The organism is Streptosporangium sp. CA-135522, from assembly GCF_050949235.1.
GTDB lineage: Bacteria > Actinomycetota > Actinomycetes > Streptosporangiales > Streptosporangiaceae > Streptosporangium.
This window is the reverse complement of record NZ_CP192026.1, coordinates 9,655,575-9,671,020: the sequence shown is the minus strand read 5'-3', so window position 1 is coordinate 9,671,020 and position 15,446 is coordinate 9,655,575. Positions and strand designations below refer to the sequence as shown.

11 protein-coding genes are annotated in these 15,446 nt (G+C 72.9%); 7 read left to right on the top strand and 4 right to left on the bottom strand.

Annotated elements, in window-relative coordinates:
• Positions 1–79: 79 nt before the first annotated feature.
• The gene (locus tag ACQPYK_RS45435; protein ID WP_433246547.1) at positions 80–3,808 is read left to right on the top strand and encodes an SCO7613 C-terminal domain-containing membrane protein; all 3,729 of its coding nucleotides are present in this window, start codon (positions 80–82) and stop codon (positions 3,806–3,808) included.
• A gap of 2 nt (positions 3,809–3,810) precedes the next feature.
• Here the strand turns inward: ACQPYK_RS45435 and ACQPYK_RS45430 are convergent, their stop codons facing one another.
• The gene (locus tag ACQPYK_RS45430) at positions 3,811–4,914 is read right to left on the bottom strand and encodes a hypothetical protein (protein ID WP_433246544.1); all 1,104 of its coding nucleotides are present in this window, start codon (positions 4,912–4,914) and stop codon (positions 3,811–3,813) included.
• Positions 4,915–5,245: 331 nt separating this feature from the next.
• Between ACQPYK_RS45430 and lhgO the strand changes: the two genes are divergently transcribed.
• The 6 genes from lhgO (at position 5,246) to ACQPYK_RS45400 (ending at position 13,332) form a co-directional block, all read left to right on the top strand.
• Positions 5,246–6,436, top strand: coding sequence for an L-2-hydroxyglutarate oxidase (gene lhgO / locus ACQPYK_RS45425; RefSeq protein ID WP_433246541.1), 1,191 nt, complete (start codon positions 5,246–5,248; stop codon positions 6,434–6,436).
• A 35-nt stretch (positions 6,437–6,471) separates the two neighbouring features.
• A complete protein-coding gene (locus tag ACQPYK_RS45420; RefSeq protein ID WP_433246538.1) occupies positions 6,472–7,179 on the top strand; it encodes a response regulator transcription factor in 708 nt (235 codons plus the stop codon).
• Entirely contained in the window at positions 7,176–8,564 is a 1,389-nt protein-coding gene (locus ACQPYK_RS45415; RefSeq protein WP_433246535.1) for a sensor histidine kinase, read from the top strand. Before ACQPYK_RS45420 ends, ACQPYK_RS45415 begins: the two co-directional genes overlap by 4 nt.
• A gap of 181 nt (positions 8,565–8,745) precedes the next feature.
• Positions 8,746–9,450 (top strand): response regulator transcription factor, encoded by a 705-nt coding sequence (locus tag ACQPYK_RS45410; protein ID WP_433246532.1) that lies wholly within the window; start codon positions 8,746–8,748, stop codon positions 9,448–9,450.
• 262 nt (positions 9,451–9,712) lie between these two features.
• Positions 9,713–11,602: an ABC transporter gene (locus tag ACQPYK_RS45405; RefSeq protein WP_433246529.1), complete on the top strand. Its 1,890-nt coding sequence runs from the start codon at positions 9,713–9,715 to the stop codon at positions 11,600–11,602.
• Complete coding sequence (locus ACQPYK_RS45400; RefSeq protein ID WP_433246526.1) at positions 11,599–13,332, top strand: GTPase family protein; 1,734 nt, start codon at positions 11,599–11,601, stop codon at positions 13,330–13,332. The genes ACQPYK_RS45405 and ACQPYK_RS45400 overlap by 4 nt, the downstream gene beginning before the upstream one ends.
• 169 nt (positions 13,333–13,501) lie before the next feature.
• Here the strand turns inward: ACQPYK_RS45400 and ACQPYK_RS45395 are convergent, their stop codons facing one another.
• From ACQPYK_RS45395 to ACQPYK_RS45385, 3 genes are read right to left on the bottom strand one after another with little or no spacing between them, the layout of a single operon-like run.
• On the bottom strand, positions 13,502–13,957 hold the full coding sequence (locus ACQPYK_RS45395) for a hypothetical protein (RefSeq protein ID WP_433246523.1): 456 nt from the start codon (positions 13,955–13,957) through the stop codon (positions 13,502–13,504).
• The gene (locus tag ACQPYK_RS45390) at positions 13,954–14,451 is read right to left on the bottom strand and encodes an RNA polymerase sigma factor (RefSeq protein WP_433246520.1); all 498 of its coding nucleotides are present in this window, start codon (positions 14,449–14,451) and stop codon (positions 13,954–13,956) included. The genes ACQPYK_RS45395 and ACQPYK_RS45390 overlap by 4 nt, the downstream gene beginning before the upstream one ends.
• Positions 14,448–15,380: an alpha/beta fold hydrolase gene (locus ACQPYK_RS45385; RefSeq protein WP_433246517.1), complete on the bottom strand. Its 933-nt coding sequence runs from the start codon at positions 15,378–15,380 to the stop codon at positions 14,448–14,450. Before ACQPYK_RS45385 ends, ACQPYK_RS45390 begins: the two co-directional genes overlap by 4 nt.
• Positions 15,381–15,446 lie beyond the last annotated feature (66 nt).

Genomic DNA, 15,446 nt, shown 5'->3' with positions numbered 1-15,446 from the left:
GAGCCCGCATCGGACGACGCCGACGGCCGGATGGCGCACCGCAACCGAACAGCAATCTGCGCCCGGCATCCTTCGTGTCATGCGCGATCAGAATCCCCCACCAGGCCCGCGTCGTCCTCCGGCGGCGGTGAGCTGCCCGGAATGCGGCGCGGACATCACCGGGGCGCACGATCGCTGTCCGCACTGCGCGCTGCGGCTACGCGGACCGGTGGCGGCCGAGCTGTGGCAGCTCGACGGGGAGCTGGCCGGGCTGCGGGCCAGGGAAGCGCACCTCCTGCTGCGGCGCGACCAACTGCTCGGCCTGCTCAGAGGACAGCCGGCCGACCAAGCCGAGGGCGGCCCGAGCGTACGGCGGGCGGCGGCCGGAGCGGGTTCCGGGACGGAGCCGGTGAGGCTCCCCGGGACGGGTTCCGGGACGGAGCCGGGGCTCCCCTGGGCGGCGCCGGGAGCGTCCGGGCGGCCCGGTTCTTCCTTACCGCCGACGCAGAGGCTTCAGGGATCTGCGACGCCGGGCTCCTCCACGCCCGGGAGATCATCCGAGCCCGAAAGGACCTCCGCGTCCGGGCGGCCCGAGCCTCCGGAGCCCGTCGCGCCGCGGCGGGACTTCTCGCCGAAGGCCGTGCAGAACCTGCTGCTCGTCCTCGGCGGCCTGCTGCTCGTCGTGGCGGCCATCGTCTTCACGGTGGTCAGCTGGGGACACATCGGCATCGGCGGGCGGGCCGCGATTCTCGCCGGGGTGACCGCGCTGACCCTCGCCGCGCCGAAACTCCTGGTGAGGCGGGAGCTCGTCGCCACCGCCGAGACCATCGCGATGCTCGGCGTCGCCCTGCTCTTCCTGGACGGCTACGCGGCCCGGCGGGTCGGTCTGGCCGGAGCCGACGCCCTTCACGGGCTCGACTACGCCGCTTCACTGATCGGCCTGGTCGCACTCCTCATGGCGGGATACTCGCGGCTGCTTCCGCTGAGACTGCCGCTGCCCGTGGCGATCGTGCTCGCCCAACTCCCGCTCCCGCTGCTCGCCCTGGACGAGACGGCCCCCTGGATCACCGCCGCTTTGGCGGCGACCGCCGCCGCCGATGCCGCCTTCCTGGTGTTCGGCGGCGGGGGAGAGCGCGCCCGCGGGGTCCGGGGGACGGCGGGAGTCTGTTTCGGCGTGGTGTGGTCGCTGGGAGTGGGCTACGGGGCGCTGAGCTCCTACCCGGGCATGACGGGTCTCTTCGGCGCCGATGATCTGACGACATCCCTGGCCAAGGGGGTGCTGCTGATCGCGCTCGCGGTGATCGGCGCGACCGTGGCGTTCAATGGGGCCGTGCTGCCGAGGAGAGCCGTGGCGTCCGGGGCGGTGGTGCCCTCCGGGGCGGTGCCACACGAAACGGTGGTGCCACACAAGGCGGTGGTGCCACACGAGGCGGTGGTGTCCTCCGAGGCGGTGGTGTCCTCCGAGGCGGCGGTGCCATCCGAGCCGGTGACGGTGTCCGAGCCGGCTGTGTCGTTCGAGGCGATGGTGGCTTCCGAGGCGGGTGCGCACCGGCTCACGCTCCTGGCGGGCGCATCCGCGCTCGCGCTGACCGCCGGTCTGGCCGCGCCCGGCTGGCAGGTGTTCCCGACCGGTTGGCAGACCGTCCCGTACACCGTGGCGGCGCTGGTCACCGCGGTGATCGCGCTCCGGCTGCCCGTCTCGAACGTCTCAAACGTCTCGGATGCCTCGAAGACCTCCGACATCTCCGACGCCTCGAACGCCACGAACGCCTCGCGGGTCCGCTCGGCCGGGGCCGTCTCCGCCGCGATCCTGGCCGCGCTCACCGCGGTCCCGTTCCTGCCCGTCGCGATCCTCACGCTGCTCCTGCCGTTCAGCCGGCTCGGCGACGTCTGGTCGGGGGTCCACGGGTTCGACGACGGCCGGTGGGTCTCGCCGTTCCCGGAGGGGGCGGTCGTGTTCGGGCTGCTGGCGCTCGCCGCGGCGGTGACGGCGCTCCGGGGACGGCCACCCGCGCGGGGCGTCGCCCTGGCCACCGGCGCGTTGACGGTGGCGGTGGCCCCGATCGCCTTCGGCTGGGGCCACGCGGCGGACGTCGCGGTCCTGCTGACCCTGGCCGTCGTCCTCGCGGCCGGACTGACCCTGGCCAGACGGCCCTGGTGGGCGCGGGCTTTCACGGCCGTGGCCGGACCGGTCACCGCGGTGGCCGTGGCCACCGCGCTCGCGGACCGCGGCGGCACCTACGCGGTGCTCGCGGTTCTGGTGGTGGCCTACGGCCTGGCGACGTTCACCGCCCGGGTGCCCTGGTCGGCGGCGGTCGCGCTGGCGGCGGCGGTGCTGTCGGCGACCGGCCTGATCTGGGCGGTGGCCGCCGGGACACGCTGGCAGCCTGCCGGTGAAGCGTTGTCGCTGGCCCTGGCCGTCGGCGCCCTGCCGGCCGGGCTCCTGGCCCTGCGCCGGTGGCCCGCCGCGAGGGCGGCGTCCACGTCCGCGCCGGACGAGGTCGCCGACCCCCGGCGGGTGACCGGCCTCGTGCTGGGGGCCGTGCTCGCCGGGCTCGCGCTGCTTCCCATGTACGGCGCCGTCGCCGAGATCCTCGGGTTCTACCGCCCGGTCGCGCGGCCGTGGACGGCGTTGGACTCCCCGGCCGGCCGCCACCCGCTCCTCGTCGTGATCACGATCCTCGTCACGGTCGCGGCGCTGCTGGTCTCCTGGCAGGCGGCCGGGCGCAAGGGCGCGCTCAGGGCCGGTCTGACGGCCTGGCCGGTGGTGCTGGCGGCCCTGCCGGTCTCGGTCGGCCTGCCGTACGGGCTGGAGGTGGGGCTGTTCGTCGCGGGGCTGGGGCCGCTGGCGTGGACGGCCGCGCGAAGCCGTACGAGCTGGGCCTTCGGCGGGGCGGCCGCGCTGGTCATGGCCTCGGTCGCGCTCTCCTGGGCGTTGATGAGCGAGCCCGCCACGTTGGTCGTGCTCCCCGTGGTGGCGGTGATCGCCGCGACGACCGCGTTCTACGGGCGGGGGCGGGCCGTGCGGGTCGCGGGGGCAGGGTTGGCGACGCTGCTCGCCGGCGGGGAGGCCTTCGCCGCCGGGATGGCGCTTGAGTGGCCGGTACGGCATGCGGCGTTCGGCGTGCTCGCCGTGGCCTGCCTGGCCGCGGCCGTGGCGGGCCGGTTCAGGCGCTCGACGTTCGCGATCGGCGTGGAGACGTCCGGATACGTCCTCGTCGTCGCCGGCCTGCCGCTCGGTGCCGCCGATCTGCCGCTGGCAGGGTTGGCCTGCGCCGTCGTCGGCGTGCTGATGGCCGGTACGGCGCTGCGGCCCGACCGGCGGTGGGCCGGATATGTGAGCACGGGCTTTCTGCTGGCGGCCTCCTGGCTGCGGCTGCTCGCCTCCGACATCACCGTCGTCGAGGCCTACACGGTGCCGTTCTCACTGGTCCTGCTGGCCTTCGGCTGGTGGCGGGCGAGGGGCCGCGAGATCTCCTCCTGGGTCTCCTACGGGTCCGGGCTCGCCTCCAGCCTGCTTCCCAGCGTGATCGCCGTGCTCGCCGGCACCGGCTGGGTCCGGCCGCTGCTGCTCGGCGTGGTCTCGCTGGCCGTGCTGCTGGTCGGGGCCCGTTTCCGGCTCCAGGCTCCCGCGCTGCTCGGCGGGCTCACCCTGGCCGCCGTCGCCCTGCACGAGCTGGCACCGTGGATCGCACAGGTCGTCGTGATGGTGCCGAGATGGGTGCCGATGGCGGCCGGCGGGCTGTTGCTCGTCGTGGTGGGCGCGACGTACGAGGCGCGGCTGGGAGACGTACGCCGTCTGCGGGCGGCCGTCGGCCGGATGCGCTGACCTCACCCGCCCACGGCCGGTCTGGCGGCCGGCCTGATGGCCGGTCTGGCGGTTGATCTGGTGGTCGGCCTGATGGCCGGTCCGGCGGTCGGTCTGATGGTCGGTCTGGCGGCCGGTCCGGTGCGGCGGTAGGCCACGACGACGATCCTGCCCTCGCCGCACGCGCCCCGGTCGTCACAGGCCTTGACCGGCACCTGGTAGAGACCCGGACTGACCGGCCTGGCGGTCACCGCCCCATTGGCGCGGACCCTCACGTCCACCCACGGCTCGGGGACGCCCACGACGTAGGTAACCGTTCCTCCCTCCGGGTCCGTGGAGGCGAGGGAGCCGTCGAGGCTGCTTCCCGCCGGTCCGGACAGCACGAGGTACGGCATGCCGGGCGGCTGGTTCCCCTCCTCGGAGGGCGATGTGCAGGAGATCGACACCGAGTCGAGGAAATTGCCGTAGCCCGGCAGGGCCGTCCCGGAGGAGTTCGGGATGAACTCCACCCGGGTGCTCCGCTGTCCCCGAGGAACCCGGTAGCTGCCGCGGTAGTGTCCCCACGCGTCGTTGCCGTCGGCGATGCCGGGCCGATCCCGTCCGTCCGGGATCTGCGTGATGCCGCCGATCCGGACCACCATGATGTCCTTGCTGTTCGGGCTCCTCGTGCGTCCCCGGTGCGCCAGGCTCCAGCTCAGGGTGGAGCCCGGTGTCGTCGGGACGTCCTGGTAGAGCGTGGCCGCCGAGGTCCCGTTCAGCTCGGCGAACTGGTCTCCGGTGTCGGCCGGGACGGTGAAGTTCATGGGGGCGGCGCGGTTGCCCGGCCCCCAGAGCTCGACGAGACCGTCCCTCGACGACGTGTGCCACCCGAGCACGCCTCTGAGCCGGTTCTCCTGTCCGCGCAGGCCGCCGGGCTCCTCGAAGCCGCCGTTCATCGCGCATTCCCCGACCGCGGCCGTCACGCCGGTGCCGGCGGTCCTACCGGTCCCGGCGGACGCACCGACCGCGATCGTCGCGGCGGTCGCGGCGGTCCCGGCGGTCCCGGCGGTCGCGCCGGTCGTGCCGGTCGCGGCGGTCACGACCGGCACCGGCGGGATGGTCAGGACGAGGACGGCGGCAGCCGTCACCGACGACGCCGCGCCCCGCAGGAGCGCTCCCCGGGATCTCCGCGTCCCGACACGTGACCTTTTCATCTTTCCCCCGAGATCGATGGCCGCATCACGGTTCCCGACGCTGGCGTATTCACGTATTCCCAGGTCACAGCTGGTAAAGCTTGCCTACATATGGTTACGATCACCAACGAGACGGGGCATCCCCCTTCTCCTCCGGAGACAATTGCCGTTAACTTTCGACCATGCGTGTTCTGGTGACCGGAGCGTCCGGCTTCGTCGGCTCCCACGTGGTCGTCGAACCGGTTTTCTCGGATGGGGTCGGCAGGCCGGCCGGTAGGGGCGCGCGGTGAAAATCGGAATCGTCGGCGCGGGAATCGTCGGCCTGGCGGTGGCCAGGGAAGTGGCGCGGACCCACGGTGCCACGGTGACCGTCCTCGACAAGGAGGACCACGTCGGGGCCCACCAGACCGGTCACAACAGCGGGGTCGTCCACGCGGGGATCTACTACCAGCCGGGATCGCTCAAGGCCCGGCTCTGCCGCGAGGGCGTGGCCCTGCTCAGGCAGTACTGCGCCGAGCACGGCATTCCCTACGACGAGGTCGGCAAGCTCGTCATCGCCTCCACCCCGGCCGAGCGGGCCGGGTTGCGCGGGATCGCCGAGCGCGCCCGCGCCAACGGGGTCCCCGGCATCGCCGAGCTGGACGCGCTGGCACTGCGCGAGATCGAGCCGTACGCCGTCGGGGTGGCCGCCGTGCACTCCCCGCACACCGCGATCGCCGACTTCCCCGCCGTCGCCCGCAGGCTGGCCCAGGACGTGGAGGAGATGGGCGGCTCGGTGCTGCTGTCCCATCCGGTCCGCGCGCTGCGGGAGACCGCGGGCGGGGTGGACGTGCTGGCCGGGCGGCGCAAGCTGAGCTTCGACCGGTTGATCGTCTGCGCCGGACTCGGCACCGACGCCGTCGCCGAGATGGCAGGGGCCGCCGGTGACGTGCGGATCGTCCCTTTCCGGGGGGAGTACTACGCGCTGGCCGACGCGTCGAAGGACCTGGTGCGCGGGCTCATCTATCCCGTCCCCGACCCCCGATACCCGTTCCTCGGCGTTCACCTGACCCGCAGGATCGACGGCGAGGTGCTGGTCGGCCCCAACGCGGTCATGGCCCTGGCGCTGGAGGGCTACTCCTGGGGTGACATCGATCTCAGAGATCTACGCCGGATCCTGGCGTGGAAGGGCACCCGGCGACTGGCGGCCAGACACTGGCGGACCGGGGTGCGGGAGGTGCTCGGGTCCATGGCCAAGGGGTCCTTCCTGGCCGCCGCGCGCCGCTACGTACCCGCCCTCACCAGGGCCGACCTGGTCAGGACGACCGGTGGAGTGCGGGCCCAGGCCGTGGCCGGAGACGGGAGCATGCTCGACGATTTCGCGATCGACGTGCACGGCCGGGTCGTCCTGGTGCGCAACGCCCCCTCACCGGCGGCGACGTCCAGCCTGGCGATAGCCAGGCATATCGTGGGGTTAACCTCTGTGTTGACCTTTTAACTGCTTTTCCATGTAGGCAAGTGAAGATAAAACCCGTGACCGACTCACCCGAAGCCCGCCTGCTGATCGTCGAGGACGAGCCGAACATCCTCGAACTGCTGGCCGCGAGCCTGCGATTCGCCGGGTTCGGGGTGAACACGGCCGGCAACGGCACGGACGCCGTGGCCGCGGTGCAGCGCCACCGTCCGGATCTCATCGTGCTCGACGTGATGCTGCCCGACATGGACGGGTTCGACGTCGTGCGGCGCCTGCGCGGCGGCGGCACCGACACGCCCGTGGTCTTCCTCACCGCGCGTGACGCCACCGAGGACAAGATCCGCGGACTCACGGCGGGCGGGGACGACTACGTGACCAAGCCGTTCAGCCTGGAGGAGGTCGTGGCCCGGATCAGGGCGGTGCTCCGCCGTACCGGCTCGGGAGACCTGCTCGGCCGGCCGGCCCGTCTCACCTTCGCCGACATCGAGCTCGACGAGGAGAGCCACGAGGTGTGGCGCAGGGGCAGGGCGGTGGCGCTGTCACCGACGGAGTTCAAGCTTCTGCGCTACTTCATGGCCAATGCCGGCCGGGTGCTGTCCAAGGCCCAGATCCTCGACCACGTGTGGGACTACGACTTCCGGGGTGACGTCGGGATCGTGGAGTCCTACGTCTCCGTGCTCCGCCGGAAGATCGACAACGCCGACCCCCGACTGATCCACACCCTGCGCGGGGTGGGCTACGTGCTACGCCTCCCGCCCATATCGTGACCATCAACGGGGTCCCGCTGCGGGTGCGGCTGATCGCGATCATCCTGACCCTGCTGGCCATCGCGCTCACCCTCATCGGCATCGGCAGCGTCTCGATCATGCGCGGTTACCTCATCGACCGTGTCGACGGCCAGATCGACCTGACCATGGACGCCGCGCTGCGCCGCCTGCATCGCGGCGCCGCCACACTGGTGGGCAAGCCGCTTCCGGCCGACACCATGCTGGAGCTGCGCAACGCGGCGGGCACGATCGTCCTGCGGCTCAGCGGAACCGACGTGGAGGACAAGCCCGCTCCCCTGGTGTCCGCAGAACAAGGGGGCGGGCCGTTCGACAGTGGCGAGTGGCGCGCCCGCCGCACCACGCTGAACAGCGGCGGTACCCTCCTGACAGCCGTGGACATGACCGAGGTCCGGCAGATCGTCGGCCAGCTCGCGCTGGTGGAGCTACTCGGCGGAGGCGGGCTGATGCTGGCGCTGGCCGGAGCCGGAGTGATGGTCATACGACGCAGCCTGCGCCCGCTGGAGGAGATCGAGCTCACCGCCCAGGCCATCGCCGCCGGAGACCTGAGCCGCCGCGTCGCCGACGCCGACCCGCACACCGAGGTCGGGCGCCTCGGCCAGTCGCTGAACGGCATGCTCGCCCAGATCGAGGCCGCCTTCCGGGCCAGGTCGGAGTCCGAGGCCTCGGCCCGCCGGTCGGAGGAGCGCATGCGCAGGTTCGTCGCCGACGCCTCGCACGAGCTCCGCACGCCGTTGACCTCCATTCGCGGCTTCGCCGAGTTCTACCGGCAGGCGCCCGACACCGACGCCGCGCCGCTGATGCGCCGCGTGGAGTCCGAGGCGGTCCGGATGGGCCTGCTCGTGGACGACCTGCTGATGCTCGCCCGGATGGACCAGCAGCGCCCGGTGGCCATGCGCCCGGTGGACCTGCTCGCCATCGCCGCCGACACCGTCCACGACGCCCGCATCCTCGCCCCCGCCCGCGAGATCACGCTCTCGGTGGACGGCGCCGCGCTCATCGTCTCCGGCGACGAGGTACGGCTCCGCCAGGTCGTGGGCAACCTGATGACGAACGCGCTCACCCACACGCCGGACGGCACCCCCGTGCGGACGGCGCTGTCCGCCCAGGACGGCATGGCCGTCATCGAGGTGGCGGACGAAGGGCCGGGGCTCGACGCCGAGCAGTGCGAACGCGTCTTCGAGCGGTTCTACCGCGCCGACTCCGCCCGGGGGCGCCGCGCGCCCGAGGACGGCGGCAGCGGTCTCGGCCTGGCCATCGTGGCGGCCATCGTCGACGCCCATGGCGGCACGGTCGAGGTGGAGTCCGCTCCGGGGAAGGGCGCGGCGTTCCGGGTCCTCCTTCCCCTGGCGTCCGAATACGGCTGACGCCGGTGTCCGAACACTGCTGATGTCGACATCTGAACACGGCTGACGTCGGTGTCCGAACACCGCGACCGCGATCAACGAGTCGGGTGTCCGCAGGTGACGGCTCGCTTTCACGGGAAACGTTTTCTCAGGAAACGTTCAGCCTGAGCTGAGCTGCGTTCCAGCGGGGTCGGCGAGCCTCATGGGTGTGCTGGAGAGAGTCGAGGCCAGGCTGCTGGTCGTGGACGACGAGCCGAACATCCGCGAGTTGCTCTCGGCCAGCCTGCGCAGGTCCGGGTTCGAGGTGGTGACCGCGGTGGACGGCCGGGAGGCCGTGCACTTCGCGGAGCGGATCCGCCCGGACCTCGTCGTGCTGGACGTGATGCTGCCCGACATGGACGGCTTCGCGGTCGCGGGGCGGTTGCGGGAGATGGGCGGGCAGATACCGGTGGTCTTCCTGACCGCCAGGGACGCGACCGATGACAAGGTCACCGGCCTGCACGTGGCCGACGACTACGTGACCAAGCCGTTCAGCCTGGAGGAGGTCCTCGCCCGGATCCGGGCCGTGCTGCGCCGTACGAGAGGGGACCTCGACCTGCCCTCCCGCCTGCAGGTCGGCGACCTGGAGCTGGATGAGGAGGCGCACCAGGTGTGGCGCTCCGGCACTCCGGTACGGCTGTCGCCCACCGAGTTCAAGCTGCTGCACTACTTCATGGTCAACACCGGCCGGGTCCTGTCCAAGGCGCAGATCCTGGACCACGTCTGGAACTACGACTTCGGAGGCGACGCCGGGGTCGTCGAGTCCTACGTCTCCTATCTTCGCCGGAAAGTGGACATGACTGAGCCGCGACTCATACACACCCTGCGTGGCGTGGGATATGTCCTGCGGTTACCGCGCGGTGATTGAATCTTCAGCGAACACTCAGCTTCGCCTGACCTGACCTTGAGTTTCGGCTGTTCAAATGGTCAGCGCGTAACCCCTGATCACCCCGTGTTCGCACGGTGGGTCCGGGCTCGCCTCCAGCTGCGGGGGAGACGAGTCCGATACGGCCCGCCGCGCGAGGCTCGGGGGAAGGCCCCATCGCTCTACCGAGTTCGCCCCCGTGACCCGGTCGAGCGGTGGGGCAAAATCACGTCTAGGGGGCCTTTCGGCGGGAAGGATCGCTCCTATGAACGGGAGCGACGGTCTGCTTGAGGCGCTACGGGAGCTGCGACGCCACCTCGATCTCGGCCTGTTCCCGTTCGCGGCCGGCGACGTCGGGGATGACCGCCGGGCGCTGCGGGAGCTGACCGGCCAGCTCGACGACTATCTGATCCCCCGGCTCAGCGCGATCGACGCCCCGCTGCTGGCCGTCGTCGGCGGTTCCACCGGAGCGGGCAAGTCGACCCTGGTCAACTCCCTGGTCGGCGCCGACGTCTCCGAGCCCGGCGTGCTGCGGCCCACCACGCTTGCCCCGACCCTCGTCGTCAGCCCCGCGGATCAGGCCTGGTTCACCGCCCAGCACGTCCTGCCGGGCCTTCCCCGTGTCACGGGAGAGGGGCGCGGCGAGCCCGGCACGCTGCGGGTGGTCACCGTCCCCGACCTCCCGCCCGGTCTGGCCCTGCTCGACGCGCCGGACATCGACTCGGTCGTCACCGCCAACCGCGAGCTGGCCGCCCAGCTCCTGGCCGCCGCCGACCTCTGGCTGTTCACCACCACCGCGTCCCGCTACGCGGACGAGGTGCCGTGGGGCTTCCTGCGTTCGGCCAGGGAGCGCAGCACGGCGCTGGCCGTCATCCTGTCGCGGGTCCCGCCGGAGGCGCTGGGCGTGGTGAAGCGCGACCTGACCCGGCTGCTGGAGGCCAACGGGCTGGGTGGGACGCGCCTGTTCGAGGTGCCGGAGCTGGTGCTGCCCGAGGAGAACGCCCGGCTGCCGTACACCGCGGTCAAGCCCGTCGCCGGCTGGCTGGCCGGCATCGCGGCCGACTCCCAGGCCCGTGCCGACGTGGTGCGCCAGACCCTGTCCGGTGCCCTGGAGAGCCTCGCGACCCGGGTGCCCGCGCTCGCCGACGCGGTGGACCGCCAGCACGCCGTGGCCGCCGACCTCCGCTCGATGACGGACGCCGCCTACGCCGGAGGGCTGGCCGCGTTCGACGAGGGCATGCTGGACGGCTCGCTGCTGCGAGGCGAGGTGCTGGCCCGCTGGCAGGATTTCATCGGAACCGGTGACCTGATGCGTTCCCTGGAGAACCGGGTGGGCCGGTTCAGGGATCGCCTGGTGGCGCTGTTCACCGGGCGGCCCGCGCCCGAGAGCGAGCTGCGGGTGGCGCTGGAGAGCGGGGTGGAGGCGCTGATCAGGGCGTCGGCCGACGGCGCCGCCGAACGTGTGCTGGAGTCGTGGTCGTCGCACCCGTCGGGGCGCGCCCTGCTGGAGGAGGCCGGGGTCGCCGCCGCCGGGCGCCTGGGCAGGGCCTCGGCCGGACTGCCCGCCGACACGGAGGCGGCGGTTCGCGACTGGCAGGGATACGTGCTCGGCCTGGTCCGCGAGGAGGGCGCCGACAAGCGGACCACCGCCCGGCTCACCTCCTACGGCGTGAACGGCGCGGGGCTGCTGCTGATGCTCGCGGTGTTCGCCTCCACCGGCGGCCTGACCGGGATCGAGGTCGGCATCGCCGGAGGCACCAGCGTGCTGAGCCAGAAGCTTCTGGAGGCCGTCTTCGGTGACCAGGCCGTCCGCACCCTCACCGTCAAGGCCCGCACCGACCTGCGGGCACGGGTCGCCGTCCTGCTCGGCGCGGAGGCCGCACGTTTCACCGCGCTCCTCGACGCCGTCCAGCCTCCGCTGGAGGCCGCCCCCGCCCTGCGCGCCGCCGCGCGTGCCGTACGGGACCATCGTGGCGAGATCCCGGCGGCGGACCGCCGGACCGCGCTGCCGCCGGGGGAGCGGCAGGGGAGCCTTCCCGCCACGCCCGTCACGCTCACGCTCCCGGCCGGCGGGGCGAACATCGCCCCGGACCCACGGGACCGGTCCCCGGACGCCGTCGCCCGCACGAACGACCGGGAGGGAGAGGAGAGGTGAAGCTGTTGCGCCGCAGGAGCTCGGTCTCCCTGGACGACCGGCTGAGCGGGCTGGCCGAGGCCGCCGACCTCGCCGACGGGCGGCTGGACGCCGACGCGATCGCCGGGGCGCGTTCGGTGGTCTCCCGCGCCGGAGTACGGCGGAGCCTGTCCGTGGACCACACCGCGGTCGCCCTGGCCGGGGCCACCGGCAGCGGCAAGTCTTCGCTGTTCAACCTGCTGTCCGGCACCTCGCTCGCCACGGTGGGGGTCACCCGCCCGACCACCTCGACCGCGCAGGCCGCGCTCTGGGAGGGGTCGGGATCCGGGCCGCTGCTCGACTGGCTGGAGATTCCCCGCCGCCACGAGATGACGGCGGCGGGCCGGGCGGACGGCGACGCGGCCGGGCTGATCCTGCTCGACCTGCCCGACCACGACTCCATCGAGCTGGCGCACCGGCTGGAGGTGGACCGGCTGGTCGAGCTGGTCGATCTGCTGGTGTGGGTGCTCGACCCGCAGAAGTACGCCGACGCGGCCGTGCATGAGCGCTACCTCCGGCCGCTGGCCCGGCACCGGGACGTCATGGTCGTCGTCCTCAACCAGATCGACCGGCTGAGCCCGGCCGCCGCCGAGCGGTGCCTGAAGGATCTGCGCAGGCTGCTCGACGAGGACGGGCTCGCCGGGGTGCCGCTGGTCGGCGTCTCGACGCGCACCGGGGCGGGCCTCGCCGAGCTGCGTTCCCTGCTCGCCTCGCGGGTCGCCGACCGGCGATCCTGGGCCACCCGGTTGGCCGCCGACGTCGGCACCGCCGCGGACGCCCTGGTCAGAGCGTCCAGTGGTGGTTCCGCCGCCGGGCGGCTCGATTCGGGAGCCGGCTCGGCATCCGGCTCCGCGCCGGGCTCCGTCTCGGGCTCCGAGAGCGGCTCCGGCGCGGTCGCGATGGCGGCGGCGCCCGAGTCGTCCGTGGACCGCCTCGCGAAGCCGCTGACCGCCGCGCTGTCGGAGGCCGCCGGGGTGCCGGTCGTCGTCGAGGCGGTGGCCAAGGCCCATCGGCACCGTTCGGTCGTCGCCACCGGCTGGCCGCCGACCCGGTGGATCCGCCGGTTGCGGCCCGATCCGCTCCGCCGTCTCCGCCTGGGCACCCCCGCGGTCCAGTCCTCCGGCGAGCCCGTGGGACGGACCTCGCTGCCCGTCACGACCGCCGTGCAGCGCTCCCGGATGGACACCGCGATCCGCGAGGCCGCCGGGGCCGCCTCGGCGGGACTTCCCGAACCGTGGGCGGCGGCCGTACGGCGGGCGGCCCGCTCACACGCCGACGACCTGGAGAACGGCCTCGACCGGGCGGTGGCCACCACCTCGCTGGGGGCGGCCAGACGGCCCACCTGGTGGCGGGTCGCCGGGCTGGCGCAGTGGGCGGTGCTCGCGGCCGTGCTGGCGGGCGGGCTGTGGCTGTTCGGCCTGCTGGGGATGGACTACCTCCGGCTCCCGCGGCCGTACCTGCCGACCGCGGGCGAGTTGCCCTGGCCCACCCTGCTGCTGATCGGCGGGGTCCTCCTCGGACTGGTGATCGCGCTGCTCTCCCGGGTGGCCGCCTGGCTGGGAGGCCGCAGGCGGGCGCGCAAGGCGGCCAGGGCGCTTCGGGTGAGCGTGGACCGGGTCGGCCGCGAGCTCGTGCTGGCGCCGGTGGACGAGGAGCTGTCCCGCTACCGCCGGTTCGCCGAGGCGATCACGACGGCCCGCGACGGTGACTAGCAGGTCGGTCGGCTCGGCCGGCAACGCGGCCGCACCCGGTAGCGGGCGCACCGAGTCGACCTGCTCGGTGTAGGCGTCCGCGTGCGCCTGCCGCACCTCGTCGATCTGCCGCTGCGTCGGCGACAGGCCGGCCTCGCGCAGCAACGCGGTAACGAACGGGCCGGGTGTCTCACGCGAGCCGTTCCCGCACGCGGGCCTCGAAGCGGTCGAGCTCCCTTTCGAAACCGTGCCGCAGCAGCGGCATGGCGAGCTTGCGCAGGCCGGGTCTGCGGGTGGCGCCCGCGCGGGCGAGCAGGGTGCCGCCGGGCACGGGGATCGCCGCCAGGCCGAAGACGACGCGGTGGCTCTGCATCCAGCACCAGCCCGGCCGGAGGACGGCGTCGAATCGGGCGCACAACCCGGCCCGGCCGAGGGCCAGGACGTCCAGCCGGTCGCCCTGGCCGGGGGTGACCCGCAGGGTGTGGACATGGGGCTGGTAGCGGGGCAGTTCCCTCTCCAGGTCGGCGACGACCGCCCAGACCGTGTCGAAGGGAGCCGCGATCACCCGCTCCAGCAGCACGCACCCGGGGGTGGCGGCCGCCATGACGCGCAACCGCCGTACCGGATCCAGATCGGGTGAGTTCATCGGCTCCACGCCTTTCGGAAACTGAGTCGCGCCCGGTGCAGCCGGGACTTCACCGTGCCCTGGGGAAGGTTCAGCACGGCCGCCGCCTGCTGCTCGTCGAGTCCTTCCAGGTCGCGCAGGACGAGCACGGCCCGATGCTCGGGCGACAGCCTGTCCAGCGCATCGCGAACGTCGACGGACAGCTCGCCGTCGTCGCGTGCGGGGGTGTCGACCGGCGTCGCCGGCGGGTGCGCGCCGTGGCGGCGGGCGGCACGCACGGCCTCGCGCACCGCGATCGCGCGTACCCAGCCGCGCAGGGCCGCGGGTTCGCGCACGCCGCGCAGGCCGCGGAAGACCGCGATCAGCGTTTCCTGGGCGGCGTCCGGACCGTGCTGGGGGGTGATCGCGCCACAGATCCTGAAGACGTACGGCGACAGCTCGTCCATGAGGTCGTTCATCGCCATGGTGTCGCCCCGCTGCGCGGCCAGGACCAGGTCACCGAGCCCCTCCTTCACAGGAAGTCCCGCAGCAGGCGGTTCACCGGTTCGGCGCAGTCCATCTGCACGGCGTGGCCGCACCCGTCGAGCACCTCCACCCGGGCGCCGGGCATCAGCTCACCGATGCGCCGCGCCTGCCAGGCGGGCACCACCCTGTCCTGCCCACCCCACAGCAGCAGGGTGGGGGTTCTCGTCACGGGCATCGCGCTCTCCGTCTCGCCCCAGTCCAGGCCGCGTTCCAGCAGATACATGGCGCGCAGATTGTCATGGAAGGTGGCGGGCGCCCACAACTCGTCCACCAGTTCGTCGGTGGCCAGCTCCTGGTGAACGAAGAGGTTCCTGGTCCAGCCGAGGTAGGTCGCCCTGGTCGCGCCGCCGAGGTTGGCGAGCAATTCCCCGATCACCGGATACTTCATGATCTCCCAGCTCCAGGTGTCGCGGACGTGCAACGCGGTCGCCCCCAGCAGCGCCAGCCTGCTCACCCGGTCGGGGTGGCGCTGGGCGAACGCCAGCGCCCAGCCGCCGCTCCAGGAGTTGCCGGCCATCGCCGCCCGCCGTACGCCGACCCCGTCCATGAAGGCGCCGATGGCGCCGGTCATCGCCGCCAGATCCCAGTGGAAGTCGCGGTCCTTCAGCCGGGTGTAGCCCTGACCGGGCAGGTCCACCACGTAGACCGTGTGCCGCTCGGCGAGCGCCCGGAGCTGTTCCCTCCAGCCGATCACCGAGGCGGCCCCGGGAGACAGCAGGACCACCGGGGAGCCGGATCCGGACCGGACGTAGTGGAAGCGGGCGACGGGGGTGTCGACGAAGCGTGATCCCACCGCCCGCAGGTAGGGCGAGCGGAAAGAGCGGCCCGTCTCCGGGGGCTGGTAGCCGTACGCGCCGTAGAGCACCGCGGAGAAAAGGGCGGCGAGCAGGACGGCGAGCACCGCCCGGAGTATGCGCATCAGTCTGGCTCCTCCAGCTTTGACGATCTGTCTCGTCACCCAAGAGGCGTCGCACACCGCGGAGGT